The organism is Pontiella desulfatans (assembly GCF_900890425.1).
GTDB classification, from domain to species: domain Bacteria; phylum Verrucomicrobiota; class Kiritimatiellia; order Kiritimatiellales; family Pontiellaceae; genus Pontiella; species Pontiella desulfatans.
In genome coordinates, this window is sequence record NZ_CAAHFG010000003.1 from 166,998 (window position 1) to 191,675 (window position 24,678).

The 24,678-nt window shown below is 57.5% G+C and carries 24 protein-coding genes; 1 reads left to right on the forward strand and 23 read right to left on the reverse strand.

Translation table 11 applies throughout. The features are described 5' to 3' along the window. Nucleotides 1-5: 5 nt before the first annotated feature. The 12 genes from E9954_RS21780 to E9954_RS21835 form a co-directional block, all read right to left on the reverse strand. A complete protein-coding gene (locus E9954_RS21780; protein ID WP_136081404.1) occupies nucleotides 6-899 on the reverse strand; it encodes a diacylglycerol/lipid kinase family protein in 894 nt (297 codons plus the stop codon). A 19-nt stretch (nucleotides 900-918) separates the two neighbouring features. Further along, a complete protein-coding gene (locus E9954_RS21785) occupies nucleotides 919-1,362 on the reverse strand; it encodes a hypothetical protein (RefSeq protein ID WP_136081405.1) in 444 nt (147 codons plus the stop codon). Between the two features lie 169 nt (nucleotides 1,363-1,531). Next, nucleotides 1,532-3,127, reverse strand: a complete 1,596-nt coding sequence (locus tag E9954_RS21790; protein WP_136081406.1) for an AMP-binding protein — start codon at nucleotides 3,125-3,127, stop codon at nucleotides 1,532-1,534. Then, on the reverse strand, nucleotides 3,124-6,531 hold the full coding sequence (locus E9954_RS21795; protein WP_222847275.1) for an acyl-[ACP]--phospholipid O-acyltransferase: 3,408 nt from the start codon (nucleotides 6,529-6,531) through the stop codon (nucleotides 3,124-3,126). The genes E9954_RS21790 and E9954_RS21795 overlap by 4 nt, the downstream gene beginning before the upstream one ends. A 6-nt stretch (nucleotides 6,532-6,537) precedes the next feature. Further along, nucleotides 6,538-7,725 (reverse strand): lysophospholipid acyltransferase family protein, encoded by a 1,188-nt coding sequence (locus E9954_RS21800; protein WP_136081407.1) that lies wholly within the window; start codon nucleotides 7,723-7,725, stop codon nucleotides 6,538-6,540. Between the two features lie 15 nt (nucleotides 7,726-7,740). Continuing rightward, a complete protein-coding gene (locus E9954_RS21805) occupies nucleotides 7,741-7,932 on the reverse strand; it encodes a hypothetical protein (RefSeq protein WP_136081408.1) in 192 nt (63 codons plus the stop codon). Nucleotides 7,933-8,027: 95 nt separating this feature from the next. Next, nucleotides 8,028-8,894: a thioredoxin family protein gene (locus E9954_RS21810; RefSeq protein WP_168442494.1), complete on the reverse strand. Its 867-nt coding sequence runs from the start codon at nucleotides 8,892-8,894 to the stop codon at nucleotides 8,028-8,030. A 391-nt stretch (nucleotides 8,895-9,285) separates the two neighbouring features. Beyond that, on the reverse strand, nucleotides 9,286-9,798 hold the full coding sequence (locus E9954_RS21815) for a hypothetical protein (protein ID WP_136081410.1): 513 nt from the start codon (nucleotides 9,796-9,798) through the stop codon (nucleotides 9,286-9,288). Nucleotides 9,799-9,820: 22 nt separating this feature from the next. Next, nucleotides 9,821-10,207, reverse strand: a complete 387-nt coding sequence (locus E9954_RS21820) for a hypothetical protein (RefSeq protein WP_136081411.1) — start codon at nucleotides 10,205-10,207, stop codon at nucleotides 9,821-9,823. A gap of 2 nt (nucleotides 10,208-10,209) precedes the next feature. After that, nucleotides 10,210-10,890 (reverse strand): hypothetical protein, encoded by a 681-nt coding sequence (locus tag E9954_RS21825; RefSeq protein WP_136081412.1) that lies wholly within the window; start codon nucleotides 10,888-10,890, stop codon nucleotides 10,210-10,212. A gap of 5 nt (nucleotides 10,891-10,895) precedes the next feature. Then, a complete protein-coding gene (locus E9954_RS21830; RefSeq protein ID WP_136081413.1) occupies nucleotides 10,896-11,351 on the reverse strand; it encodes a ferritin family protein in 456 nt (151 codons plus the stop codon). Nucleotides 11,352-11,492: 141 nt separating this feature from the next. Then, on the reverse strand, nucleotides 11,493-12,203 hold the full coding sequence (locus E9954_RS21835; RefSeq protein WP_168442495.1) for an EF-hand domain-containing protein: 711 nt from the start codon (nucleotides 12,201-12,203) through the stop codon (nucleotides 11,493-11,495). Between the two features lie 408 nt (nucleotides 12,204-12,611). Here E9954_RS21835 and E9954_RS21840 point away from each other — a divergent pair, with 408 nt between their 5' ends. Next, nucleotides 12,612-13,211 carry an outer membrane protein gene (locus E9954_RS21840; RefSeq protein WP_136081415.1) on the forward strand — a complete coding sequence of 200 codons (600 nt, stop codon included), beginning with the start codon at nucleotides 12,612-12,614 and terminating at the stop codon, nucleotides 13,209-13,211. Nucleotides 13,212-13,228: 17 nt separating this feature from the next. On the opposite strand, the gene E9954_RS21845 is transcribed toward E9954_RS21840, so the two are convergent. From E9954_RS21845 to E9954_RS21900, 11 genes are all read right to left on the reverse strand, one after another. Continuing rightward, nucleotides 13,229-14,215 carry a ferrochelatase gene (locus tag E9954_RS21845; RefSeq protein ID WP_136081416.1) on the reverse strand — a complete coding sequence of 329 codons (987 nt, stop codon included), beginning with the start codon at nucleotides 14,213-14,215 and terminating at the stop codon, nucleotides 13,229-13,231. A 29-nt stretch (nucleotides 14,216-14,244) separates the two neighbouring features. Then, complete coding sequence (hemG, locus tag E9954_RS21850) at nucleotides 14,245-15,609, reverse strand: protoporphyrinogen oxidase (RefSeq protein ID WP_136081417.1); 1,365 nt, start codon at nucleotides 15,607-15,609, stop codon at nucleotides 14,245-14,247. Between the two features lie 82 nt (nucleotides 15,610-15,691). Beyond that, nucleotides 15,692-15,949, reverse strand: a complete 258-nt coding sequence (locus E9954_RS21855) for a HepT-like ribonuclease domain-containing protein (RefSeq protein WP_136081418.1) — start codon at nucleotides 15,947-15,949, stop codon at nucleotides 15,692-15,694. 63 nt (nucleotides 15,950-16,012) lie between these two features. Continuing rightward, nucleotides 16,013-16,312 (reverse strand): nucleotidyltransferase family protein, encoded by a 300-nt coding sequence (locus E9954_RS21860; RefSeq protein ID WP_136081419.1) that lies wholly within the window; start codon nucleotides 16,310-16,312, stop codon nucleotides 16,013-16,015. 63 nt (nucleotides 16,313-16,375) lie between these two features. Next, on the reverse strand, nucleotides 16,376-17,677 hold the full coding sequence (locus E9954_RS21865; protein ID WP_136081420.1) for a right-handed parallel beta-helix repeat-containing protein: 1,302 nt from the start codon (nucleotides 17,675-17,677) through the stop codon (nucleotides 16,376-16,378). 664 nt (nucleotides 17,678-18,341) lie between these two features. Then, nucleotides 18,342-18,977: a hypothetical protein gene (locus tag E9954_RS21875; RefSeq protein WP_136081422.1), complete on the reverse strand. Its 636-nt coding sequence runs from the start codon at nucleotides 18,975-18,977 to the stop codon at nucleotides 18,342-18,344. A 14-nt stretch (nucleotides 18,978-18,991) separates the two neighbouring features. After that, entirely contained in the window at nucleotides 18,992-19,855 is an 864-nt protein-coding gene (locus E9954_RS21880; RefSeq protein ID WP_136081423.1) for a nuclease-related domain-containing protein, read from the reverse strand. Nucleotides 19,856-19,886: 31 nt separating this feature from the next. Then, the gene (locus E9954_RS21885; protein WP_136081424.1) at nucleotides 19,887-21,032 is read right to left on the reverse strand and encodes a PDDEXK nuclease domain-containing protein; all 1,146 of its coding nucleotides are present in this window, start codon (nucleotides 21,030-21,032) and stop codon (nucleotides 19,887-19,889) included. Nucleotides 21,033-21,162: 130 nt separating this feature from the next. Beyond that, entirely contained in the window at nucleotides 21,163-22,518 is a 1,356-nt protein-coding gene (gene hemN / locus E9954_RS21890) for an oxygen-independent coproporphyrinogen III oxidase (protein ID WP_222847277.1), read from the reverse strand. Then, nucleotides 22,515-23,558: a uroporphyrinogen decarboxylase gene (hemE, locus tag E9954_RS21895; protein ID WP_168442496.1), complete on the reverse strand. Its 1,044-nt coding sequence runs from the start codon at nucleotides 23,556-23,558 to the stop codon at nucleotides 22,515-22,517. The genes hemN and hemE overlap by 4 nt, the downstream gene beginning before the upstream one ends. Nucleotides 23,559-24,297: 739 nt before the next feature. Further along, the gene (locus tag E9954_RS21900) at nucleotides 24,298-24,663 is read right to left on the reverse strand and encodes a hypothetical protein (RefSeq protein ID WP_136081426.1); all 366 of its coding nucleotides are present in this window, start codon (nucleotides 24,661-24,663) and stop codon (nucleotides 24,298-24,300) included. Nucleotides 24,664-24,678 lie beyond the last annotated feature (15 nt).

Genomic DNA, 24,678 nt, shown 5'->3' on the forward strand with positions numbered 1-24,678 from the left:
TGGAACTATGCGGAGCAGATGATCTCCACGGCCCGGGGGCAGACGGCAAAGGTGGCGGGCGTGGTGCCGAACAACTCGCCGTCGAGATCCAGCGGTGCCGGCGGCTCACTGTGCACCTCGATTTTCCTGCCGGTGAAATAGCTAACTTCGGGTTCATCGATATGCGTGCCATCCGCGATGCTGGAAAACAATTTGGTGATGACTTTGAAGATCGATAAGGATTCTATGATGGAGATATTCAATAACCCGTCGTCGGTGCGTGCCCCCGGGGCGATCCGCATGCTGCCGCCGCCGGCGAATTCGGCGTTTCCGGCAATCAACATATAGGTTGGGCCGGTCTGTTCGCGGCCGTCGATCCGCAGGGTCATGTGTGGTGGGCGGTAGACGAGAACCTGGAGCAACGTTGCAAGATAGTAGGCTCCCGTTGCCCCAAGCACCCGCTTCATCCAGGGTTTCATTTTTGGGATGGAAGTAAATCCGGCGTTGGCAAACAGGAAGGAGTGTCGATGTTCGCCTTGTCGGTCGATCCGTATTAGGTCGAATGCGCGGGACTGGGCTGTGCGCAATGCGGTCGCCGCATCGGCCACGGAAAAGATGCCTGCGTTCTGGGCAACATCGTTTCCGGTGCCGCACGGGATAACCGCCAGCCTGGGCTTTTCCCCGGGCCTATCCATGATGCCGCAGATGACTTCGCCCACTGTGCCGTCGCCGCCCACGGCCGCGATAATGTCGTAGCCATTGCACTCCGCTGCAATCTCCCGGGCATGGCGGGGGCGTTCGGTGAACACCACCTGCGCCGGATCGATGGGATCTGTCCAATGTGATTTGAAGGTTTCCCACACCTTCAGTCCTGCACAGCCGTTGCTTGCCGGGTTAATGATATAAAGTGTTTTTTTCATGCAGATTATCCCTATGGATTCAGCGGGACGGTTCGGCCGCGATGCTCCTATGCCGCTTCGCTTCTTTCTTATCCAACAACGACCGGAGACTTCGGAAAATATTCACAACCGCTGCCAGCATGATGGCGATGCCGGGCACACCCAATGTGAAGTTGAGCAGGTGGATCAGGAAGCCGGGCATATCCTCGCCCTGGTAGCTGACGATTAGGGGAACGTACGCTTCGGCGAAACAGGCCGCCGCGAAGGTTGTTCCGCCGATCGCCAACGCAACCTGCCACGGTAGTTTCCGCGCCCAGACGAAGCCGCCTATGAGCAGGAACACCATCCCGGCCAAAAGAGCGCTCCCGGTCAAGGGGGAATCAAAACCCCAGAGCAACATGGCGAAGAAAAGGAGCATGAGTCCCAGGAAGGAACAGCAGCCCACCAGCATGAAGGAAAACAGACTGATCGAGATTTTTTTCACATCGCACCTCCCTTTCGCGTTGCTTGTGTTTAGTGCATCGGGCGTCCCATGTCAATTTCACCGAATAAGACCGGGCATATGGACGTGGCTATCTCCTGGAGTTCGGAGGTTTCTTCATTGGCGGATCATCGGTTGTGCATGGGTTGACGGTGAGACGAAAACTCCGTGTTTATGCCTTGGCCTCCACCAACTCGGTGGCCATGACCTTGAGCTGTTTCAGATCCAGTTTGCCGGAGCCGAGGGCGGGCATTTCCTCGATCTGGAAAAAGTTGTCCTTGCGCGGATGCCATAGGTTGGGGAGCGAGCTCTCCTTGACAATCGCATGGAGTTTTTCGGGATCGCCAACCTCGGGCGTGAAGAGGACAACGAGCTGTTCGCCCTTGCGCTCATCCGGCGCGGCCGTAACGAACAGGATCTGGTTGACCGCCCCGAGTCCCTGGAGCAACTCTTCTTCGAGGGCAAGATGGGGAACCATTTCGCCGCCGATCTTGCTGTAGCGCATCAGCCGGTCAAGAAGGAAGATGAAGCCGTCTGGATCGACCCGTGCAATGTCGCCGGTGGTATACCATCCGTCCTGGATGACTTTCGCGGTTTTTTCCGGTTGCCCAAGATACCCGCGCATCACATTGGGCCCTTTGACCAGCAGCAGGCCCTCTTCATTTTCTCCGAGTTGTTCCCGTGTTTCGGGATGCACCACCTTCACGGCAACGCCCGGAACCGGACGGCCAACGCTGCCATCCTTGCAACCCACCTTCACGACGCCGCCGACCACGGAGTCGGCCACGTTGGTGGCAATCACGGGGGAGCATTCGGTTGCGCCGTAGCCTTCCATGGGCCGGATGCCGAAGCGCGCCTCGAATTTGTCGGCCAGTTTTTTCTTAAGCTTTTCGGCGCCGGTAACAATCAGGCGCAGCGATCTGAAGTCGTCCTCCTTTGCCTTGGCCATGTAGGTGAGCAGGAAGGTGGGGGTGGCAAACAGCATGGTCAGTTTCCGTTCGCGCACCAGCTGCGCAACGGCCGCCCCTTCGATCGGGTTGGGGTGGTAGCAGGCCTGGAAGCCCGTAACCAGCGGCGCCCATAGGGTTGCGGTGAAACCAAAGGAGTGGAAGAAAGGCAAGACGGCGCAGAGCCGGTCGTTGCCGTCAAAGTTGAGCACCTTCTGGAAGCTCTCGATGTTCGAGAGAATGTTCTGGTGCGACAGCATGATCCCTTTGGGGTCTCCGGTGCTGCCGGATGAAAAGATGATCGTGGCCAGATCGTCCGGCGTGGTGCCCTTGGCCGAATAGAGCATGGAGGCCGGCAAGAGCAGCGCCTTGAGCAACGCCTTGATTTTTGCGCCGGACGAGATGCCTTCCAGGATGTCCTCAATGAATACCGCGTTCTCCGGAACGGGGCATTTGGCGGCAATCTTTTCGGCGAACGGACGCGCCGTGATGACGGTCTTGAGGTTGCATTGTTCAATGGAGGAGTTGAAGGCATCGGCGGATGCGGTGAAGTTGAGGTTCACGGCAACTTTTCCAATCAGTGGAATGGCGATGTTGGTGAGTGCCCCGCCCACCGTGGAGGGCAGGAGGACTCCGATCATCTCCTCTCCTTCGGTCATGCGCTTGAGTTCGTTGCCCAGCAGGATCGACGCAATCAGGGCTTTCCCGAACGTCAGGTCTTTTCCGGTGGTGTCGGCAATGGCGGGTTTCTTGAAGTTGTTCCGCGCGGTTTTGATGAATTGCAGGGGGAGGTAGCGGTCGGTCTGTTCGTTGGTGTTCATTTGGCACTTCCTTTCGTTGCGACCAATTCGGCGGCCATGGTTTTGAGCTGTTTCATGTCGAGCTTGCCGGAACCGAGGGCGGGCATTTCCTCGATCTGGAAATAGTTGTCCTTGCGCGGGTGCCAGAGGTTGGGCAGCGTACTATGTTTCATGAAGGCCTGGAGCATGGCGGCGTCGCCGGCCTCGGCGGTGTAGAGCACCACGAGCTGCTCGCCCTTGCGCTCGTCGGGGGCGGCGGTCACAAAGACAATCTGGTTGACGGCCTCCAGCCCTTGCATCAGCACCTCCTCCGAAGCAAGGTGCGGCACCATCTCGCCGCCGATCTTGCTGTAGCGCATGAGCCGATCGACGAGATGGATGAACCCATCCGAATCGATGCGGGCGATGTCGCCGGTGGCATACCATCCATCGTTGAGCACTTCGGCTGTTTTTTCGGGAAGGCCGAGATAGCCTTGCATGACGTTCGGCCCCTTGATGAGCAGCAGGCCTGCCTCGTTTTCGCCCAGTTCTTCGCCCGAATCGGGATGCACCAGCTTCGCGGTAACGCCGGGGATCGGGTGCCCGACGCTGCCTTCCCTGAGTCCGGTTTGCCTGAACCCGGCAACGTCGGCATCGGGCAGGTTGAGGGAGGTGACCGGCGAGAGCTCGGTTGCGCCGTACCCTTCCATTGGCCGGATGCCAAAGCGCTCCTCGAAGCGGTCGGCCAGTTTTTTCTTGAGCTTTTCCGCCCCGGTCATGATGAGGCGCAGCGAGATGAAATCATCCTGCTTGGCTTTCGCCAGATAGGTCAGCAGGAAGGTGGGGGTGGCGAAAAGCAGCGTGAGCCGGTTCTTGCGCACCATCTCGGCAATCGCCGCGCCTTCGACCGGGTTGGGGTGGAAGCAGGAAAAGAAGCCGACGGTCAATGGCCCCCACAGGGTGGCGGTGAACCCGAACGAGTGGAAGAGCGGCAGGATGGAGCAGAGCCGGTCGGTTTTCTCGAAGCGGATGATCATGCCGAGGGCTTCGGTATTGGAAAGAATGTTGTGGTGCGAGAGCATGACGCCCTTGGGGTCGCCAGTGCTGCCGGAGGAAAAGATGATCGTGGCGGGGGCATCGGGCGAAAAATTGCGGGAAGGGTAGAGCATGGTGGCGGGAAGGAACAAGGCCTTGAGCAGCGCCCGTATCTTGGTGCCGTGCGCGATGCCCTTGGCCATATCCTCAAGGAAGACGGCATCGTCGGGGACGGGGCATTTGCCGCCAATCTTTTCCACGAAGGGGCGGGCGGTGATGACGGTCTTGATTCCGCACTGCTGGATCGAGGAATTGAAGGCATCGGGCGAGGCGGTGAAGTTGAGGTTGACCGGCACTTTCCCGATCAGGGTGATGGCGACGTTTGCGAGTGCTCCGCCGACGGTGGCGGGTAGGAGTACGCCGACCATTTCCTGCCCCTCGGTGATGCGCTTGATTTCGTGGCTGAGCGCGATCGCGGCGACGAGGGTTTTCCCGAAGGTCAGGTTCTTGCCGGTCGTATCGGCAAGGGCGGGCTTGGTGAAGCGCCGCCGCGCGGTCTTGATGAACTGGTAGGGCAGGGCGCGGGTACGGTCTTTCTTGGCGTCGAAATAGTCCATGGCCAATTCCGAGACCGCTTGCCGGGCGGCATGGCTCGATGTTGCGGCGGGCAAAGGCGCCCCGTATGCGACATGCACATGGCAGCGGCGCGAGGGGAGCCGGGCCAGGATGCGGCCGTAGTAGTGGCTCAGTACGCTGCCCCAGGCCCCGCCGATATAGATGGGGATGATGGGGTAGTCGGAGTCTTTCATGATGTGTTCGATGCCCGGCTTGAAGGGCTGCAGGTTCCCGTTTCGCGTTAGCCATTGTTCGGGGAAGGTGCAGACGAGGTAGCCGTCGTCCAGCGCCTGCCTGGCGGTTTGCAGCGCCTCTTCGAGCACATGCGGTGGATCGTTGGCCGAGATGGGAATGGCCTGCATCAGGCGGAAGAGCGGGTTGAGCCAGCGGTTACGGTACATGCTTCGTTCCATGACGAACCGGATGCGCCGTTGCTGCGTGGCCGAAAGCAGCAGGGCATCCGACCAGGTGACGTGGTTGCTCGCCAGCAGCGCGCCGCCGGTGACCGGTATGTTTTCAAGGCCGGACGAGCGGACGCGGTAGATGATCCGGGTGAAGACCAGAACCGTGAAGCGCACGATGAAGTCCGGCAATATTATGAAAGTTCCCAAGGCCAGCAGGGCGGTCATCACTCCGTTGATGGTGAAGCAGCCTTTGGCGGTGAAGCCGAGGTTCTTGGTCAGCACCAGGAACATGACCGCCGCCAGCGCCACGCCGAGAAAATTCAGGAAATTCATGCAGGCGAGGATTTCGCCGAGCCGTTCGCGCGGGCTTCTTTGCTGGACGAACGACTGGAGCGGGACAATGAAGATGCCGGCGCTGAGCCCGATCAGGAAGACGGCGCCGATAACCGACGGCAACGAGGTCTGTTGCAGTCCGAGCAGCAGGCAGGCGGTGGTGAGGCCAACGGCGCCGATGGGAACCAGGCCAAATTCAATGCAGCGCCCCGACAGCTTTCCGCAGGCCAGTGCGCCAAGGGCAATGCCGACGGCGGCCATGGGGAAGAGGTAGCCGCTGGTGGTGGTGTCCCACCCGAATTCCTCGGTGCCGATCAACAGCAGGTTTTGCTGGATGAAGGCTCCGAGGAACAGGAAGTAGGCCACGCTCAGCAATGTGGCGAACAGGTAGCGGTCCTTACGCAGGCTGAACAGGGTCTTGAACATATCAACCACGAAGAAGGGGGTGAATTTTTGCTTGGTTGAGCCGACAGCCGCCGTGCGTTCAATGCGTGTGCTCGAAGCGAGGCCCAGCGCGGAAATAACGATGCAGACGCCGGCCAGACCAAGGTATGAACCGCGGAAAACCAGCGCCAGGAAGAGCGAGGGCACGAACGTTCCGGCGATGATGGCCAGGTAGGTCAGCCCAACGAGGAAGCTGTTGGCCTTCGATAATTCCTCCAGCTTCACCAGCTCCGGGATGATGCCGAACTTGGAGGGGCCGAAGAAGGCGCTTTGGGTGCACATGAGGAAGAGCAGGGCATAGAGCATGACGGGGCTCGCCAGCAGGATGGCCACCAGCCCAAGCACCATCAGTCCGGTCTCCGCGCACTTGGAGTAGAAGACGATGCGCTGCTTGCTGTAGCGGTCGGCCAGAATGCCGGCGGCATGCGAAAACAGCAGGAATGGAACCACGAACACCATGGCCGCCAATCCAATCGTGGATTTTTGGTCGAGACCAAGGTGGTCGACCAGATAGAAGATCACCAGCAGTTTGAAGACGTTGTCGTTGAGGGCACCGAAAAACTGCGTGGCGTTCAGCCATGCGAATGAATGTTGGGAATCTCGCGCTTTCATCATGGAGCCTCAATTCATTTCAATGTTGTCGAGCAGGGTTTGCACTTCATGTTCGAGTTTTTCGGTTAGTGCGTGAACCTGGTTTTTGCCTCCGTTGCCACGCTCGACCGGGATCGGTTCGCCAAAGGCGATGACCGCCCGCCGGGTGGCCCGGATGCCGGCCGTTGGTTTTTTCAAAACATCCTCTTCGAATTTATCGATCATCTCCGCCATGTCTTCGATGGTGGGCCGTTTCGAAACATAGGTTCCGGGATAGCTGAAGAGTTGGGTCACAATGAACAGGTCGTCGAGATCCACCTCCGCCGCGAGGTGAGCGGCGCCGGACAGGGTGTCGTCTTCCGTGCACTGGATGGCTTGGCGTCGGCAGGCCTTCACGCGTTCGGGCAGGGTGGCCGCGGGGTTCGTGATGCCCTGTTTTTTTTCGAGTCCCTGGAGAATGTATTCGGCCAGCGCCTGGATGCGCTCCGGCAGGGTGCCCGTCTGGGTTTCGCCGAGATATTCCTTTTCCTTGAGCCCCAGGATGGCTTCGGCGAATTGGTAGATGCGCTTGCGCAGGATCAGGTTCCGTTTGGGGCGCCACAACAGCTGTTCCTCCAGCCGATCCATCAGCGCCAGCAGCTCTTCCATGGGATTCTCGATATACTCGTAGCGAATGCCGCAGGGCACAAAGCAGATTGGGCGGTCGGCTTGTTTGCAGGCATTGAGCGCGATTGCCGACGGGCCGTCCAGGAACGGGGTAACGCGTTTGTTGATATGGTAGATTTCACCTTCGGGAAAAATCACCAGCGGATAGGGTTTGTTGCGGAGGATGTTGACCGCTTCTTTGAACGCCCGGATATCGTTGCCCTCGCGGTTGACGCTGAAGCAGCCGTGGTGCCGCAGGACGAGGGTGCTGATCCAACTCGCCCGCATGAAAATCTGGGAGGCGGCCATGAAGTAGAACGGTACCTTCAATTGGTCGGCCACCCAGTAGAGTACGGAGGGATCGGCATGGCAGGAATGGTTCGGGGTAATCATGATCCCATGCCCTTTATCCATGCATTTCTGAAGGTGCTCCAAGCCCCGGGTTTCGATCTCCATCAGGTGGTGGTATTTCACGCGGAGGCGGCGGCGCATAAACCGCCAGAACCGGAAGCGCCCCCGGGTCAGTTGCGGCGACCACCAGCGTGGCGGTGTTTGATAGGGTTGGGCATCCATTTCAATTCCTGTGTTTCATTCGATAACGATGATTGCGTTCTTGTTGCGCCTTTGCTGTTTGCGCCAACGCTCCCAATCCTCCTCCGTTTTCAGCTCGCGCTCCACCTCCTGCGTATATCCCAGATCCCGTGAGGCTTCATACGACTCCTCCGTCGTGACGCACCCCTGCACAACAATCAAGAGCAGCGCCATGAACAAAACCCGCATCTGGCTCCTCCTATCCTGGCTTGGAGTATCGACCGCGAAGACGCTAAGAAGCAAAGGGTTCTGTTCTTCGCGTCTTTGCGGTCATTAAAGATTCGTTAGTATTGGGAGATTTGCTGTTCGATCTCTTGGATCTCGGCCTGCATGGCCTCGTATAACTTCATGTTTTCGTCGTTCCGTTCCGGCTTGGAACGCATCCAGTCGGAGAGCTTTTTCCCGGTTTCTTCGAGTTTGGTTTCGAGTTCCTCGAACTTCTTTCGTTCTTCCTCGTCCAGTTGTGCAACGCGGAATTCGAGCATCTTTTCCTCCAGTTCGCCGACATCGCGTTTCAGCTGCCTTGCCTTGGCGCGTGCCTCGGCCTCTTCTTTTTCCGCCAGCTTCTGCTCGGCCTGTTTGGTTGCCAGCTCGTCGAGGAATCCGCGGTAGGTCTTGCGGTCTTCCCCGCTGAGCGCGGCGCAATATTTTTCGACCTCCGCCTGTCTGAAACGGAGGAGGTTCTTCAGTTCCGCCTGAAAGCTCTCCGGCGTTTTGTCCCGCCCGGACTTCAGGCGTCCGAGCTCCGTTTTTCCGTCCTGGTCGAGCACCACGAAGGTGGGGTAGCCGCGGATGCCATATTCGTCCTTCAATGCATTGTTGCGTTCGACATACTTTTCGGGCACCAGGCTTTTATCCTTCGGAAAATCAATCAGCACCATCATGAGGTTGTCTTTGGCATAGGTTGCCCATTCCGGCTTGGTGAAAACATTTTCCTCCATGACCTTGCACCAGCCGCACCAGTCCGAGCCGGAAAAATCCAGCAGGATTGGCAACTGCTTTTCCTGCGCCACCTTTTTTGCGGCCTCGTAGTCCATCGTCCATTTGCCCGGCACCGCGCCATCGGCATCGAACTCGACGCCCGCCATGGTTCCGTTCACTGCACCCGACAGCAGCAAGGCTGCCCCGATCATCCATGTTGTGTTCTTCATGCAATATCTCCTGTTAGGTTTATGATTCCCGTAATGCACAGGGTGTGCCATCGGCATGTCGCTTCAAAAACCTTATGGATTCCAACAATTCTTGTCCCTTCTGTTTCCCTGTTGGACATGGAATGCCTATCCGGTAGCCATTCGCTGTCCAAGTCGGCATAGGGCACCGTCCGGCAGGACGACAGGAGGAGGGCGGCCAGCAAGCCAGCGATGTGGAGGGTCGCCGGCCTCGCCGGCCGGGCAACGTTTCGTTGCCTGCCGTGGAGTGGTGCGGGGAGGTCGGCGTTGGCGCCGACCGGGCTGAGAGGTCTCTGCCCCTCCAGCACATCCGATACAGCAACTGTGCGTTGTGTTTTCATTCTCCACCTCCATCTCTGGATAAATGCGAAGCCTAGCGTTTTCGGAACAGGCCTGGATCATCATCGAACAGCTCGATGTTGCCACTGTTTTCAATAAACACTTTGCGCAGTTCCTCCGTGGTTTTGAGGTTGTTGGAAACCACGTCTTCATTGAGCAACCGAACATCCAATACGCCGTTCGTGATGGCATAGCGGGCAACATGGAACAGATGGTTTTTATCGGCCTCCTCCACATCGCCTTCGCCGGTTCCGATGGCTTCGAGCTGCACGCAGGCCACGCCGCCCAATTTGATCGGGTAGCCGCGGTAATAGATGCTGTTTTGGCCCATGGGGTGGTGGATCAAATATTCGGTGCCCGAGTACCTCAGCACCATCATCCGGTCGTCCTCATCCTCGTGGACGCCTTTCCTCGGCACGGGCTCCCAAAGCCCGATGAGTGCCTGATCGATCGCGATCGTGTGCTCCTTCACCAGCGGCTCCTCGTATTCGCAGCCCGCGATTAAAACGACTGCCGCGGCCATTGTTGTCATGACTAGCGCTTTCATCCTCTTCCTCCATTCTTGAACTTCATGGTGAATATATGACCGTGATGGTATCGCTGGCGGTTCCCTTTCCTTCGTCCGAGGCCACCGTTACGGTGATGGGGTTTTCGCCGGGCTCCAGGTTGACGTCCGCGAACCAGGTTCCATGACCGTCGTTATAGAGGACATAGCCTGGAACCGTGCGGTCGGTCAGGGCGTTGTAGGCGAAGACCTCCCACGTGGTGTTGTCGCATCTGCCTCCCAGCCGGACGGCGGTGAAGTCCGTCTGGTAGACCTCTTCCTCGGTCGGGTTCTTGATGGTTACCCACGGGGCGTCGTCATCATTCCCTTCGCGATCTTCATTGCATCCGGTGCAAAGGAGCACCGCGGAAAGGAGGGCCGTCATGGCAATCCTTGAAAACGCAATTTTCATCGTCAGTCTCCGTTGCGCTGCGCCACCCGCTTCAGGATAACGGCATTATCCAGATCCCATAATCCATTGGGATTGCTGCGGAAATAGGTGTCCTGCTCTTGCTTGGTGCCTTCCAGGGCATAGTCGCAGGAGCCATAGCCGCAGTTGGTCTTTCGCGCATTTATCTTGTTGGCCTTTGCATCGGCCTTGAGCTTGTCGGAATCGACATTGAACAGGATCGCAGTGTCGGGACTCTCTTTGTCCGTTGCCGGAACAACCACGCGGAGGATGGTGTAAAGTTGGTCTTTTCCATCTTCGTTGCATTGGATGCTCAGGAAGAGTTGGTCGTCGAGTTCGGAGAGCACCACCTCGAACGATTCCGTCGCGTAGTCGCCTTTCTTATTGTCCCATTCCATGGCCGCAACAACGAGCGTGTTGGATTCGGTGCAGTGCACGTGGTAGACACCTTTGTCGCAAAGCATCCAATCGCTTTCAACGGCAAGAAAGCCATTGGTGAGAACCACCTTTTCGCCGGGGTAGTATGCGGACTTTAGCGAGCTGCATCCGGCCACCGCGATGACCAGGGCCAGTAGGCAGGTTGTTTGGAGGGGCGGGTTCTTCCCCGCCCGCATTTGCCCTAGCCACTGCCGGAGCCGGAGGAACCCGTCGCTCCATCGAAATGCCAGGATCGCCGTTGTTTTCATTGCCATCACCAATCGTGCATATGTCCGAAATCCCGCGCGAGGTTGCGCATTTCCTTCTCGTTCGTTTCGAGCAGGTTGGTGAAAACCTCCTTGATGCGCTTGGAATGGGCGCGCTTGACGACCTCGCGGTAGAGCTCCGACAGGCGTTCGTCGAGCCGCAGCACCTCGCGCAGCACGGCCTCCGCGTCCATCTCGTGCGTCAGCTCGGCCGGGGCGAGATAATCCTCCACCCCGATGTTGGGCGGGAACTGCAGCCAGGTGTCGGTAACATCGTGCGACACCTGTTTCTCATAGACTTCCAGCGCCTCTTCGTGTCGCTGTTCGGCTTCGCCGAGATAGTCGAGCAGGATCTTCACCCGCACCTTGTCGGTTTCGGCGCTCAGCGTGCCGTAGTATTCAGCCAGCCGGGTGTGGAAATCCCGCGCTTGGTCGATCACATCCATGATTCTTTCCTGGCTCATTTCATACCTCCATTCCCTTCAACCCCTAAAGAGGGGTATACGCCGATCTTTGTTGTTTGCAAGAGAAAACATGAGTGCGCTAACAGGCATTTCCATGCCGAATTGCGGGCTGTTCTTGAGCCAGGGAAATCATGACGGTCGTTAAAAATGGCGCATTTCGCAGGGCTGTGTTTCCGACCGCTTCAGGTAAAGCATGTCGCCGGGGTTTTCCGCGGGGAATCCTTCCGGCCGTTGGACGTCGTCTTTCCCGTGGGCGATCCGCATCTTGAGCCTGCCGCCCTTCTGGAACTTAACGATGCACTTCATTATGGTTGCGGGGCCGGAGCCGCCAACGGCCACGATGTCCAGCGAGGCGGGGGTGGTGGAGGGGTCATACGTATACGTCATGCTCCCGCCGCGCTCCAGGGCCATTCTGCGGGTGGACTCCGTATAGCCGGTAATCATGTCGGCCTGTCCGTTCTCGTCGAAAACAAAGGTAATGAAGCCATAGTTTTCGGAATCGAAATGCCGCCACACGCCGATGATTTTCCTGGGATCGTCTAGCGCCAATTCCGGCGGTTTGGCATCGTCCGGTTCAATGACTCCGTTCCCGTCCACATCGAACGCGGCAAAGTTGCGTTCCGCCGTGGAAGGATTGAACCGCTTCCCTTGCTCCTGCATGTAGGCTTCGCCGAACGAAAAATATTCATCCTTCGTAACCTTTCCGTCGGAGTTGGTGTCCATGGCGCGAAACAGCTTTTCACCCATTGTCCGCACGGGTTCTGCCATGTCTTTCCCGGTTGCGTTCAGCAATATGCCAGGCAGGCAAAGCATCGTAATAATTCCAGCCGATCTCGTGATGTTTCTTTTCATTGCGCACCTCCCGGTTGCATCTTGCCCAACCGCATCGGGTGTGCCATGTCGTTGCGGGGTGTGCGGAGGGCTTTGGCCGCAAAGGGTTATGGCATTGGAGGTGTGCGTGGTATTTCCGGTGGATGAACGTTTTGTGCATGCGAGACCTGCCTTCCGTGTATGGGGCATTGCCCAAGAATGCAGGGGGGGCGCTGGCTTCTGTGGCTGGTTCGATCAACCGCCATGTCACCCGAAATGCGGGCACATATTTACCTTCGAATCCCGGTTCCTTGCAATAAATCCACTATTCCTCCCAACCAATCATCCAGAACCGTAAGATTACGTAGATTGTGGTCGAACTGGGATTGTGCTTGATTATAATCTTCGCCTGTCTAGGATTTCAAATATCACGGAAAAGGAGATGTGTAGATGAGAGTAAGATTGGTGGTTGGGTTGTTGATGGTTGGTTGTGCTGGTTTGGCTCACGCAGGGGTCACTCCCTATGCAAGCCTCGACGGTGGTGCGGTTTGGTTAAGCGATACATACGAAGTCAGGACGGATACCGGTTGGATTTTTGAAGGCGCGGTCGGAATGGGTATCGATGGAGCGTTTCCCCCCATTCGCGTCGAGTTGGCCTCTGGATACCAGAAAAGTAATTTAGCGCAAAACGGGAACGGGGTTTCCGGTGGAAAGATGGGGATCGGCAATGTTATGGCGAACCTCTATCTGGACATCATGGACTTCGATTCCGGCTATGTTCGCGAGGGCTCCCATTTTACGCCGTTTGTACCCTACGTTTTTGCCGGTATCGGCGCGGCCTATTCCCATGCGGAATGGGACGGCGAAACCGCAGAGGACACGAAGGTTGCCGGCAACCTCGGCGCGGGATGCGGTTGGTACATCACCAGCCACTTGATGATGGATGTGAAATATAAATATTTCTTCAGCCGCGATATGGAGATCGAAAACCAGTACGAGGTCGACCTGACCTCCCACCAGATTCTGGCGGGTCTTCGCTACATGTTCTAAGGCGAATCAGTGTTCGTTCATAATGCCGGCCATTGGCCGGCATTTTTTATGAGCTGCTCCAGGCACTGGAACGCGGCAGGGGTGTCGTTGAGGCAGGGGATCATGCGGAACGATTCGCCACCGGCTTCCAGGAAGGTTTCCTGGCCGCGCAGCTCGATCTCCTCAAGCGTTTCAAGGCAGTCGCAAAAGAAGGCCGGGCAAATGACGGCCAATTGCTTGATTCCGCGCGTCGGCAGCTCCTGCAGCACCGCGTCGGTGTAGGGTTCCATCCACTTGGCCCGGCCCAGCCGCGACTGGAACGAGACGGAATAACGCTCCGGGGGAATGCCCGCCGCCTCGACGACGGCCCTGGTGGTCTCGAAACATTGGTGGCGGTAGCAGGTGGCATGGGCCGGCGACTCCGTTGTGCAGCAATTCGCCGAAGCCAGGCAATGGCCGCCGGTTGGGTCGGTCTTCTTCAGGTGCCGTTCCGGCAGGCCGTGGTAGCTGAACAAAATATGCTCGTCCACCTCCTTCAGGGCGTCGGCCAGCGGTTGGATGTAGGTGGGTTCCCGATAGAACGGAGGGGCCACGCGCAGGGTCACCCGGTTTCCCAGCACCTTCTTAACCCCCGCCACGCAAGAGCCGACGGTGGCCATGGCATACTGCGGGAACAGCGGCAACAGGCAGATCTCATCCACCCCTTGCGCCAGCAGGTTCTCGGTCGCCTGCTTGAACGAGGGGGTGCCGTAGGCCATGCCCACTTCAGCGCCAAGCCCGTCGGCAAGGCGGGTGCAGTAGTGGACCAGCGGCGAACCGTTTTCGGTCCAGATGGCTTGGTAGGCCTCGGCCGACTGCGCCGGGCGCTTGGGCAGGATGGCCCAATGCACCAGGGCATAGCGAAGGGGGAGGGGCAGATCGATCACAAACGGATCCATCAGGAACTCCTCCAGGTAGATCCGCAGCGCCTCTTCCGTCGGCGCATCCGGCGACCCCGTGTTCATCAATAAAATACCGCGTTTCATATTTTTTAAACACTAAGGCACGAAGAGCACTAAGGTTCGTGTCGCTTTGTGTCCTTTGCGTCTTCGTGGTTAATTATTTTGTCTGCAACGTTGATGCCGGAGAGGATGGAGTTGGCAACGGAAATGCCGTCGCGGTAGTGGCCGGCGAAATGGATGCCCGGATATGCGCCTTCGATCTGCTTCATGTGGTTGAGATATTTTTCATAGCCAACAACATATTGCGGGATCGCCTTCGGCCAGACGCTCAGGTGCTTGTAGTCCGGTTCGCCGTCAAGGCCGAGCAGATCCTTCAGATCCTTCAGGGCGTTGGCGAGTAGCATCTCCTCATCCATCAACGCACGGTCGGGCGACTGCGATCCGCCGATGAAGACCGTCAGCAAGGCCATGCCGCCCGGTGCGCGCTCGGCGAAGATCGACGATGGGAACAGGGCGCCCAGCGAGAAGCGGTTTTCAATCTTCGGGATCAGCATGCCGAATCCGTTGAGCGCGTGCATGAACTGGTTGATGCCGAATCCGAGCGACAGGCTGGCGACCGGCGGATAATAAACCGCGGAAAGCGGTGCCAGGTCGAATGGAACGTTCAGTTCGGTTTGCGCATGGGTGGGGATGGCAAGCACCACATCCGTGAATTCCTCGCAGTTGACCAGCCACTTGCCCTCATCCAGCGGTTGAATCCCGGCCACGGGTGTGTTCAACCGGATGGCTTCGCCCAGCTTGGCGGCGAGCTGCCTGGGCAGCACCTCCATGCCGTCGTCGAAGGTGAACATGCGCGCATCCTTCGTGGCCACCTCCTCCCGCTGCTTGCGCTCCTTTGCCCCATTGATCGCCCCCTTGATGAGCGACCCATACTTTTGTTCCAGCGCATAGAGCTTGGGAAAGGCGTGGCAGGTGGAAAGCTTGGCGGGATCGCCGGCATAGACGCCGCTAACGAACGGGTTGATGGCGTAGTCGAGAAACTCCTGCCCAAGGCGCCGCACCACAAAGTCGGCCAGGCTTTCCTGTTCGTTCGATTTCGATTTGATGAACGGCTCGCGCAGCAGCCGCAGTTTTGCCCGGGTGGAAAAGGCATCCGAGAGAATGAAGGCTTGCGGCGAGGTTGGGAGGGCAATGGGCTTGCCGTCGCGAACGATGAAACGGTTGTTGGCTTCCGGCTTGGATGGCAACTTGTTGCCTTCAAGCCCCAGCCGTGCAATCAGTTTGCCGAGATGGGGGTGCGTATCAAGAATGGAGTTGGGGCCGCATTCCACCAGGAAGCCGTCTTCCCGCACGGTCTGGATGCAGCCGCCCACGCGGTCGGAAGCCTCGAACACCGTGCAGTCGATGCCCTTTTCCTTCAGTTCGAACGCGGCCGTCAGCCCCGTGATGCCCGCACCAATAATCGCTACCTTTTGCATGCCGCATTATTAACCGTGAATGCATCGGAAGGAAAGTTTGTAGTTCCACCTTTAGGCGGCCTTGCGTGGTCTGGCTGAAAAGTCAGCTGAGCTTTTCCGCATCCGAGATAAGGTTTTCGAGGTCGGCTTCAATGATGCCCCATACCACGCGCTCATCAATGCTATCATAGCCATGTGCTAGTATGTTGCGGAAGGAGATGATGCTCCTGTAGTCGCGAATCTTTTCCAGGACATTGCCATCGATGCGGCTGATCCGGTTTAGGGCTTCGCCTATGATCTCAAACTTGCGCTCGACGGCGGATTGGGTTTTGCGGTCGATCTGATACTCTTCGAACGACATGCCTGCAACGAACTACGCACTTCGTGGGCGTTCAAGAGCACATCGTTAATGCAATCAAGGAGCTTATTGTCCATAGACGCAAACCCCATTTTGCTTGATGTCTTGCCGGAGGGAGGGCTTCTTGATTGAAGATGCGGTTAGCAAGTCGATGGAAGTGTGCAGGGTGTCTTCGAGTTCGTGGAGCAGTCCGAAGAATTTCTTTGCGTATTCGGCGGGCGGAAGATCGCGGAACGAAACGCAAAAATCAATGTCGCTACCCATGTGTTGCTCGCCACGGGCGTACGAGCCAAACACATCGAGCCGCCGCACATCATAGCGCTTGCAGATGGGGGCCACTGATTTCTTTATTTCCGGCAAGTTCATGGTGGCAGGCTAGTAGGATGAACCTCCCATGGCAATTTATTTTGATAGGATTACAGGGGGCGGCTACGGTTTGGATACCCGTGCCGGCGTTTCGTTGACGAGGGTGATGTTCTCCGCGATCGGCGCTCCGCTTTTGCGTTGATAGAACGCATAGCCTTTGTTCGTCGCCTGCTCGATGGAGAATCCTGCCGGAACATAGGCGCGGTTGCGTGTGGTCAGCTTAATGGTGTGGCCCGTTCCGTTGACGGTCGCGAGGACCGTGTTGGCCAGGCCATTGCGGCTGTCCAGAATGTCGAGCTCGACCTTGGCATTCTTGGAGGAATAATAGGGGCAGCTCAGCGCTTCCGCGTAGCGGGCATTCGCCCGGCAGTTTTCCAGCAGATCGTTGTGGCCGATATTAAAGCCGGCGGCAATGCAGTCCGTCACTTCGCAGTTGATGGCCACGTCCCCGCCGGAGCTGAGGCCAATGCAGATGCCGCGGCGCATTTGGCGCACCGTGCAGTCGCGAATGGTCGTGTTTTGCGTGGGGATATTGTTTTCGCCGCCGTGGGGATACATGCGGATGCCGTCTTCGCTCAGGGAAAGCATCTCATCGGGAAGGATGCTCCCGTCGTCGGCCACAACGACGCCTTCAACATAGCCCCCCGAGCGGGCTTTGAAATCCTGTTCAAAAGCAAAGCCCGACTCCTCCGCAAGAATTTCGTTCGTAGGGCGCAGCAGGCCATCCACATGGCAGTTTTCAATCAGGGTGTTTTCCGCCCCCTGCACAAAGATCGCGTGCCCCATTGCGCGCATATGCACCTTGCAGTTGATCAGCTTGGAATGTTTCGCCGGCCAGCCCACCCGGATACCGTTCATTTTGCGCACCACGCCGCCGCCCAGGCCGTACAGGCTGCCGTAGCCCCACGGCGATGATCCGGAGGTGGTGATGTCCACATCCTTTAGCGTCACGTTCGATCCCACCACATTGAAAATCTTGTTGCGGCTCTGTGCGCTGTGTTCCCCGCCAATGTTCCTGGTCGTCAGCCCCTCGAACACGATGCGGTCGCCAATCAGGTCGACCACGCAATAGAAGCCGTTCTTGCCCGGCACGACGCCAAACTTTGAGAACAGCCGGTTGTCGATCTCGAACGTGACGCCGCTCATGTCGAAATGGGAATCGTTGCCCGTGAAGCGGAAAAAATGGTGATCCGGCGCATCCTCGACCTGGTAAACCCCCGGCTTCATCCGCACCTTGACGTTGTCCTTGGCAAGGTATTCGCGGAATTCCTTCAATGAACCGGTTTCAACAAACGCGCTGTCCGTTTTGGACAAGGCCGTGCCGCACACGGCAACTGCGATCAATAGGGATAGTATGGTTTTCATGGAGCCATTAAACCATGGATGGGCATTGGTTCGCACGAACAATGTACAATGGGCATCCCGCTCGTTTCCCGCATGGCGGGGATTGCTGGGGAATAAGCAAGCGGGACGCTTGCTCCAGCTTGTTGAGAAACCCTGTGCTGTATAGCGACCTGCTTTGCGTGGGAGAGTGGACAGAATGATTTTCATTACACCTTCCTACTGAAGGATTTTAAATTATTCTGTCACTAAATTATCCTGTCTCCCAAACTCGTGGGATCATCGCCTGTTCGTGACGGTGTTACTTTGTCAACAGTCTGAAGCAAGCGGGACGCTTGCTCTACACTGAAGCATACCGCCCGCCGTCCATGCGCAAGGCCTGCACCTGGTCGCGCAGGGCTTTCTGCCAGGGTTGTTTATGTGGGGCAGGCTTTCCTGCCTACCCTTGCGCGGATGGGCAGGCTGGAAAGCCTGCCCCACGTACGTCCAGCTCGCCCTTTGCGGGACGGCTTCCAGGCATTGGAATTCGGGGCGGAGCCAGCGGATGGTGCCTTGCGCCTCGGCGGCGGCGTGGGCGGCGTTGAGGGCGACGAGGCGCTCGAGGATATCGTCGTGGATTTGCATCAGGACGGAAACGAGACCCTGTTCGTGGATGGTCTTTCGCGCCCTGATGTGGGGGTCTGGTGCGCTACCCGTTGTCCATGGTGGCCGGGTCAATGCGCATGCATTCGCCCCAAAAGGCATTCTCCATCACACGCGCATAGGTCAAGATGGTTGTGTCCGGCAGCAACTGACAGACTTCATGCGCCAGCGCCCGGCCTTCTTCGTTATAGGAGCGCAACTCCTCCGGTGAACAAGGGACAAACCATTTCCCGTGGTCATCCGTGTCGGCCACCGTACTGTAGCGATCTGCCCAGGCCTCCAGCCGGTTGTCCAGTTCCTGCTCCGTCCCGGTAATGGATTCGAGCCAGGTGCCGCAGCCGTTTCGATCCCAAAGACAACAGCCATGGTCGGCAAACATTCGGATCCTGGTATGCTCCAATGCCGCTGGCCATCTTGGAAAACAGCCGGGGTCGATGCCGACCGTCTCCTGGGCTTCATGGAAAACATCCTTGCCGAACCAGTCCCGCAGCAGTTCAAACATACGCGTCGTGTATTCGTCATAAGCCGGAGTGCTGGCCGCCAGCAGGCAGAAAGCAATGCCGTAGCGGTCGCGCAGATAATGGACGAACGGAAGAATCCCGGCAGAAGCTTTCCCTTCGCAGTAGAGGCAATACCTACCTTCAGAGAAATCCCGTTCTGCCTTTGACGCGCTCAGTTTCATAGCTGGTGAACTCTTTAAACCTCGATCAGGTGCTCTTTTTTTGACCGAAGGTATTTATCAAAAACTTCATTGAGATCGGCGGCTTCCTTTTGCGACAGGCGCTGGTGTTGGGCGCATTGCGACGAAACAAAGTTGAACAGCATCTTGTCGTTGCTCAGGTTGACGCCCGACCCGAAAGCGGATTGGTAGTCGGCATGCCATCCGGGAAACACAAGGCAGGTTTCCAGCGGCACTGGATTCTTGGCCGTGAATTTCCTCAGCGAGGCTTTGTTGCTGTCGTTGATGAGTTGCAGTAACAGCTTCTGGATATGCTTCCCATTCCGTTTGGCTTGGTTCAGTTCATTTGTTGATTTATACCCGTTCGGAAACAGAAGGTGCCCATCCTGGTATTTTATCGACACATCACCTTTAAGAGGCTTGGAGCGCGCTTTCGTTTCAAACACCATCACCCCGACCTCGCCGATTAGGACATGGTCGATGTTGAATTTTGGTTTGTCATCGATGATGTCGTGGTAGACCGAGCAGCCCCTAAGGCGGGTGCGTTCCAGCTCCTGGCCTACAAGGACTTCGCCCAGATAACCCAAACGTGTTGTTCGGATTTCCTCCAACAGCTTCCGTCCCTTGAACAGGAGCCAGCCCAGCCATACGGCCAGAACAACTGTATAGAGAATGAAGAGGCTGGTTATGGATTTCAGTAAAGGAATCAATCCAGTAGCAGCCAACAAGGCGGCGGGTCCCGAAACAAGACCCATTGCGAACGAATCAACCTTCTCGTCCAGTTGCTCCCGTAGCGAAGCGCCCGGAGCATTCAACGGCGCCTTCAAAAACGGCGGTCGTCGGCCTTTTCGTTCCAACAGAAGTTTTCGTAGTAGATTCATGCCGGTTTTGTCTCAGGTTGTTCGGACGTATTCATCGTTTGGTATCCCGCTCCAACTCTTCGGTAATAAGTTGCATCTGTTTTTTGAGTTCTTCTTTGGAGGGCAGGTATAGCTGATACTTGGAGGCGAAAATATTGGCATCTTTCGGCAGGGTCAGCTCGACCAACGCATCGTTCTTTCGGTGGCAAAGGACGATGCCAATGGTGGGTTGCTCGTCCTCGGTTTTCACATGGCGGTCGAAATGGTTGACATACATTTGCATCTGGCCGAGATCCTTGTGGGTGAGTTTGTCCCGTTTGAGATCCAGCAGGACATAGCAGCGCAGCAGGCGGTTGTAGAAAACCAGGTCAACATAGAAATGGTCGTTGTCGAAGGTGAAGCGCTTCTGACGCGCCTCGAAGAGGAAGCCCTTGCCCAGCTCCAGAAGGAACTGCTCCAGCTTGTCGATGATGGCTTCTTCCAACTCATCCTCGGAATAGGATGCCCGTTGCTCCAGTTCCAGGAATTCCAGCACCAGCGGATCCTTGATCAGGTCGGCGGCTTTTTCCAACACCAAGCCCTCCTTGGAAAGCGTGCGGATCTCCTCCTTATTGCGGCTTAGCGCCAACCGTTCAAAAAGGGAACTCCCGATCTGCCGCTCCAGTTCACGCACGCTCCAGCCGTTGGCCGCCGCCTCGATCTCATAGAATCGGCGCTCCTCCGGACGCTCGATCGTCAGGAGGCTGACATAGTGCGACCAGCTCAGTTGAAACTGGTTGGCCAACAGCTCCAAGATTCCACCAGCAGATTCCGCAGACAGTGTCTGCCGAATATCTGATTTCCGAGACACCGCCTCGGAATTTGGCAAAAGAGAAATCCGAGACAGTGTCTCGGAAATTCGTTCGTCGGCGACAAACCCCTGATATACCGTGAAAAAACGGCGCATTAGCTCCAAGGAATCCACCGAAAAACCACGCCCCAAGCCAGTCGTTAGTTCCCTCGACAGCTTTTTCAGCACAGCCTCGCCATACTCCGCCCGATCCGCACCGTTCTGCTGATACTCCACAATATACCAGCCAAACAGCCAGTTGCGCACCACCAGCTCGATGTTGACCGAGCGAGCCGCGCGTTGCTGCATCGTCGTATGGGTTTCGCGGCACAGCGCAACCAATGAACTAAAATCAAAAACCTCATCCATGGTTCATTCCCATCCTTCCGTATTCGTAATCGATGTGTCGTGTTTCCGATTCCTTGTGGTCAAGACCGATTCCCCGAAACCGCCTAAAGGCGGGACAACGAATTTTTTAAAGGCAGGACCACGAACGTATCTACACGGTCTGCGAATAGCGGCCTTTGCGTTGTTCGGCCTGGAGGTAGGCATCGAACCGCATGGCGACGATGCGGACGAAGAGGCGGCCGAGCGGGGTGACGTGCAGGCCGCCGGGTTCGCGCTTAACAAGGCCGTCGGCTTCGAGGTCGTCGAGCGAGGAAATCTCGGCCTTGAAGTGTTTGGCAAAGTCGATGCCTATTTCTTCGGAGAGCTGGGCATAGTCGATGTAGAGGTTGCACATGATGTGCATGATGGCGGTATGGCGGATCTTGTCCTCTTCGGTCATGGCATAGCCGCGCACGATCGGCAATTCGCCGGCATCGAGTGCGGCGTAGTAGGGCTCGATTTCCTTGTGGTTTTGGAAATAGCTTCCGTTGACGTGCGAAATCGACGACATGCCGAAGCCATGGATGTCGACGCCTTTATGGGTGCTGTAGCCTTGGAAGTTGCGTTGCAAGGTTCCGTTGGCCAGCGCCAGCGCCATGGCGTCGTCCGGTTTCGCAAAGTGGTCCATGCCAATGTAGACATAGCCGGCCCCGGTGAGTTTTTCGATGGTCAGCTGGAGCAGTTTCAGCTTCATCTCCGCATCGGGCAGGCGGTCTTCAAAGCTTTTCTGGAACGTCTTGATCCATGGGATGTGCGCATAGCTGTAGACCGCGAAGCGATCGGGCGAAAACGTTAGGGCTTCATCCAGCGTGCGGTTGAACGATTCCACGGTTTGGTTGGGAAGTCCATAGATCAGGTCGAAGTTGATCGACTCCATCCCGCTCTCCCGCAGCCACTGGGTGCTCTCGCCGATCAGTTCCAGCGGCTGGATGCGGCCAATGGTTTGCTGCACTTCGGGGCAGGTGTCCTGCACGCCGAGCGAGGCCCGGTTGAAACCGGCGGCGCGCAGTGCCTCGATCTTTTCGAGCGTTAGCGAGCGGGGGTCGGTTTCGACGCCGGCCTCGATGGTTTCGGCCATTGGGAAGCGATCCCGGATCAGTTGGCCGAGGCGTTCGAGTTCATTGGGTTGGAAAAAGGTGGGCGTTCCCCCGCCGAGTTGGATTTGCACCACCTTCGACCCTTCGGCCACGAAGGGCGTCCGCAAGGCCAGTTCAGCTTCCAGGTAGCCCAGGTATTCGGCGCTCCTGGCCAGGTTGCCGGTAACAATGTTGGTACAGCCGCAGTAGAGGCATTGCGAGGAGCAGAACGGGAGGTGGAAGTAGAGCGAGAGCGGTGCAAGCACACTTGCGCAAGTGTGCTTGGCGGAAAACCCCTCCGTGAAGTGGGTGGCCGGCGGGTACGAGGTGTAGCGCGGCCCCGGTTGGTTGTATTTCCGAAGCAGGTCTAGGTTGATCGTGATTGGGTTCATTCGAAATTCTGTACGGTTTGGGCAACGGCCAGGATGGCTGCGATGTCGGCATCCGGCGGGACGCCATGGCCGAGGTTGAAGATGAAGCCATTGCGTCGGCGCATTTCTTCGCAAATCCGGGCCGCTTCCGCCGCGGCCACTTCGGGCTTGGCGAGCAACAGTGCCGGATCCATGTTGCCCTGCACGGCGACATCGGCGGGTATGGTTCGGGCGGTTTGGCGGAGGCCGATGCTCCAGTCGATGCCCAGCACGTTCGCGCCGGTCTGGACGGCCTTTTTCCAGTTGTGGTGCACATTGCGCGCGAAGACAATGGTGGGCACCTCTCCGCCGATGGCATCGATGATCTGCTGCATCCAGAGTCCCGAGATTTTCCAGAACAGGCCGGGGGCCAGGGTGCCGCCCTGGCTATCGAAAATCTGGATGACATCGGCCCCGGCTTCGATCTGCGCCTTGAGGTAGGTGATGGTGGCTTCGGTAATTTTTTCGAGCAGGGTATAGAATAGCCTGGGTTCGTTGTAGACCATGGCGCGCGCGCGAAGGTTTTCGCGCGAGCTGCCGCCCTCGACCATGAAGGAGGCGAGCGTCCAGGGGGAACCGGCGAAGCCGATGATGGCGCGCTCGTCGCCGAGTTCCTTGCGGGTGACGCGGATGGCCTCGGGCGTGTAGCCAATGTGGTCGAGCACATTCGAGGGGTTGAGCCTGTCGATATCGGCCCGCGAGTTGAGCTGGAAGTCCATCTTGACGCCGCCCTGTTCGAGTAGCTCGTATTTCTGGCCCATGGCCTCCGCAATCACGAGGATGTCGGAAAAAATGACGGCGGCATCGTAGCCGAAGCGGCGGATGGGCTGGAGGGTGACCTCGGCGGCCAGGGCCGGATCCTGCACCAGCTCGGTGAATTTGCGTGTTTGCTTGAGCTCGCGGTATTCGGGCAGGCTGCGGCCGGCCTGGCGCATCATCCAAATGGGCGGGCGGTCGGTGGCTTCGCAACGGCAGGCGCGCAGGAAGCGTTCGCGGTGGGTCATGGGCGTTGAATCATTCATAGGCGGGGCTTTATGGCACGATTTCAGTACCGTTTGCCACAAAAAAAACGAATGCCCTGGAAAACCGGGCATTCGTCTGATGGGGAGGTTGATGAATCTAGCGGGGGAATAGCGGTGTCGAGTTCGATATCGAACAACAGGTCGGGGTGCCTCCCGCAACCCTGGAAACGTAAATGAACCACAGATGAACCTAGCGCGGCATAGCCGCAACCCAATTGTTTAGAACCACTGATGAACACCGAAGACACGGATTTTTTTACCACAGAGAACCTGGAGCAGCGGTGCCGCAACCAAATTATTTGAAGCTACAGATGAACACCGAAGACACGGATTATTTACCACAGAGATCTCAGAGACACAGAGCATCCTAATCCTCTGAGCCTCAGTGTCCTCTAGCGCAGCGGGTGGTGAAAACTTGTCAGGAAAATAAGAAATTGACGGATAGTAGTACAGAACCCCAAACAGAATATGCTTAACCGATATCCAACCCACAGGGAGGGTGGGATAAATTTCGTGTCTTCTTGAATATCAGCGTCCCTATGTGTTCATCCGTGGTTCCATTCCCGAGTTAAGGACAACTGGTTTGACCAACAGTCTTAACCCCAGTCACGCATCTAGGCTCGGTTGCATCCAGAATGCGGTACGCAGACGAGAAAAACCCGCCGGATTGCACCGGCGGGTAACTGCCTTTGTCCTATCTGCGGCACGAGGCCGGGAAGCGTCGGACGGTTTCGATCCGTTATTCAGCCGCAGCCGCCGGGACCGCGTTCAACGGTGCCAGGCTGCTTTCGATGGCCTCCACCTTGCTCTTGACATATTCACGGGGCGGAGGCCCATCGCCTGGGCCCTTTTCCTCCGCGAGCGTGGCCGGAGCCTGCGTTTCCCCGGCCGACTCGACCGGTGGGGCCACCGCCGCTTCAGACCGTGTTTCTGGGGCCACCGCCGCTACCTTCGTTGAAGTTGCCCCTTCGGGTTCTTCTTCTGCTGCAACGGGTTTTTCCGTGTTTTCGGTTGCCGTCTGGCAGCCGGCGGCCGCCAGCAGCACCGTGCAGCACAGGAGGCCGGGAATCCATCGTCCAGTCCAGGGTCTTCGTTGTGTTGTCATATGATCACCTATGCC

Coding starts and splice junctions, on each gene's coding strand:
- E9954_RS21780 (WP_136081404.1), bottom strand. CDS start 899: ATGAAAAAAACACTTTATATCATTAACCCGGCAAGCAACGGCTGTGCA.
- E9954_RS21790 (WP_136081406.1), bottom strand. CDS start 3,127: ATGAACACCAACGAACAGACCGACCGCTACCTCCCCCTGCAATTCATC.
- E9954_RS21795 (WP_222847275.1), bottom strand. CDS start 6,531: ATGATGAAAGCGCGAGATTCCCAACATTCATTCGCATGGCTGAACGCC.
- E9954_RS21800 (WP_136081407.1), bottom strand. CDS start 7,725: ATGGATGCCCAACCCTATCAAACACCGCCACGCTGGTGGTCGCCGCAA.
- E9954_RS21805 (WP_136081408.1), bottom strand. CDS start 7,932: ATGCGGGTTTTGTTCATGGCGCTGCTCTTGATTGTTGTGCAGGGGTGC.
- E9954_RS21810 (WP_168442494.1), bottom strand. CDS start 8,894: ATGAAGAACACAACATGGATGATCGGGGCAGCCTTGCTGCTGTCGGGT.
- E9954_RS21815 (WP_136081410.1), bottom strand. CDS start 9,798: ATGAAAGCGCTAGTCATGACAACAATGGCCGCGGCAGTCGTTTTAATC.
- E9954_RS21820 (WP_136081411.1), bottom strand. CDS start 10,207: ATGAAAATTGCGTTTTCAAGGATTGCCATGACGGCCCTCCTTTCCGCG.
- E9954_RS21825 (WP_136081412.1), bottom strand. CDS start 10,890: ATGAAAACAACGGCGATCCTGGCATTTCGATGGAGCGACGGGTTCCTC.
- E9954_RS21830 (WP_136081413.1), bottom strand. CDS start 11,351: ATGAGCCAGGAAAGAATCATGGATGTGATCGACCAAGCGCGGGATTTC.
- E9954_RS21835 (WP_168442495.1), bottom strand. CDS start 12,203: ATGAAAAGAAACATCACGAGATCGGCTGGAATTATTACGATGCTTTGC.
- E9954_RS21840 (WP_136081415.1), top strand. CDS start 12,612: ATGAGAGTAAGATTGGTGGTTGGGTTGTTGATGGTTGGTTGTGCTGGT.
- E9954_RS21845 (WP_136081416.1), bottom strand. CDS start 14,215: ATGAAACGCGGTATTTTATTGATGAACACGGGGTCGCCGGATGCGCCG.
- hemG (WP_136081417.1), bottom strand. CDS start 15,609: ATGCAAAAGGTAGCGATTATTGGTGCGGGCATCACGGGGCTGACGGCC.
- E9954_RS21855 (WP_136081418.1), bottom strand. CDS start 15,949: ATGTCGTTCGAAGAGTATCAGATCGACCGCAAAACCCAATCCGCCGTC.
- E9954_RS21860 (WP_136081419.1), bottom strand. CDS start 16,312: ATGAACTTGCCGGAAATAAAGAAATCAGTGGCCCCCATCTGCAAGCGC.
- E9954_RS21865 (WP_136081420.1), bottom strand. CDS start 17,677: ATGAAAACCATACTATCCCTATTGATCGCAGTTGCCGTGTGCGGCACG.
- E9954_RS21875 (WP_136081422.1), bottom strand. CDS start 18,977: ATGAAACTGAGCGCGTCAAAGGCAGAACGGGATTTCTCTGAAGGTAGG.
- E9954_RS21880 (WP_136081423.1), bottom strand. CDS start 19,855: ATGAATCTACTACGAAAACTTCTGTTGGAACGAAAAGGCCGACGACCG.
- E9954_RS21885 (WP_136081424.1), bottom strand. CDS start 21,032: ATGGATGAGGTTTTTGATTTTAGTTCATTGGTTGCGCTGTGCCGCGAA.
- hemN (WP_222847277.1), bottom strand. CDS start 22,518: ATGAACCCAATCACGATCAACCTAGACCTGCTTCGGAAATACAACCAA.
- hemE (WP_168442496.1), bottom strand. CDS start 23,558: ATGAATGATTCAACGCCCATGACCCACCGCGAACGCTTCCTGCGCGCC.
- E9954_RS21900 (WP_136081426.1), bottom strand. CDS start 24,663: ATGACAACACAACGAAGACCCTGGACTGGACGATGGATTCCCGGCCTC.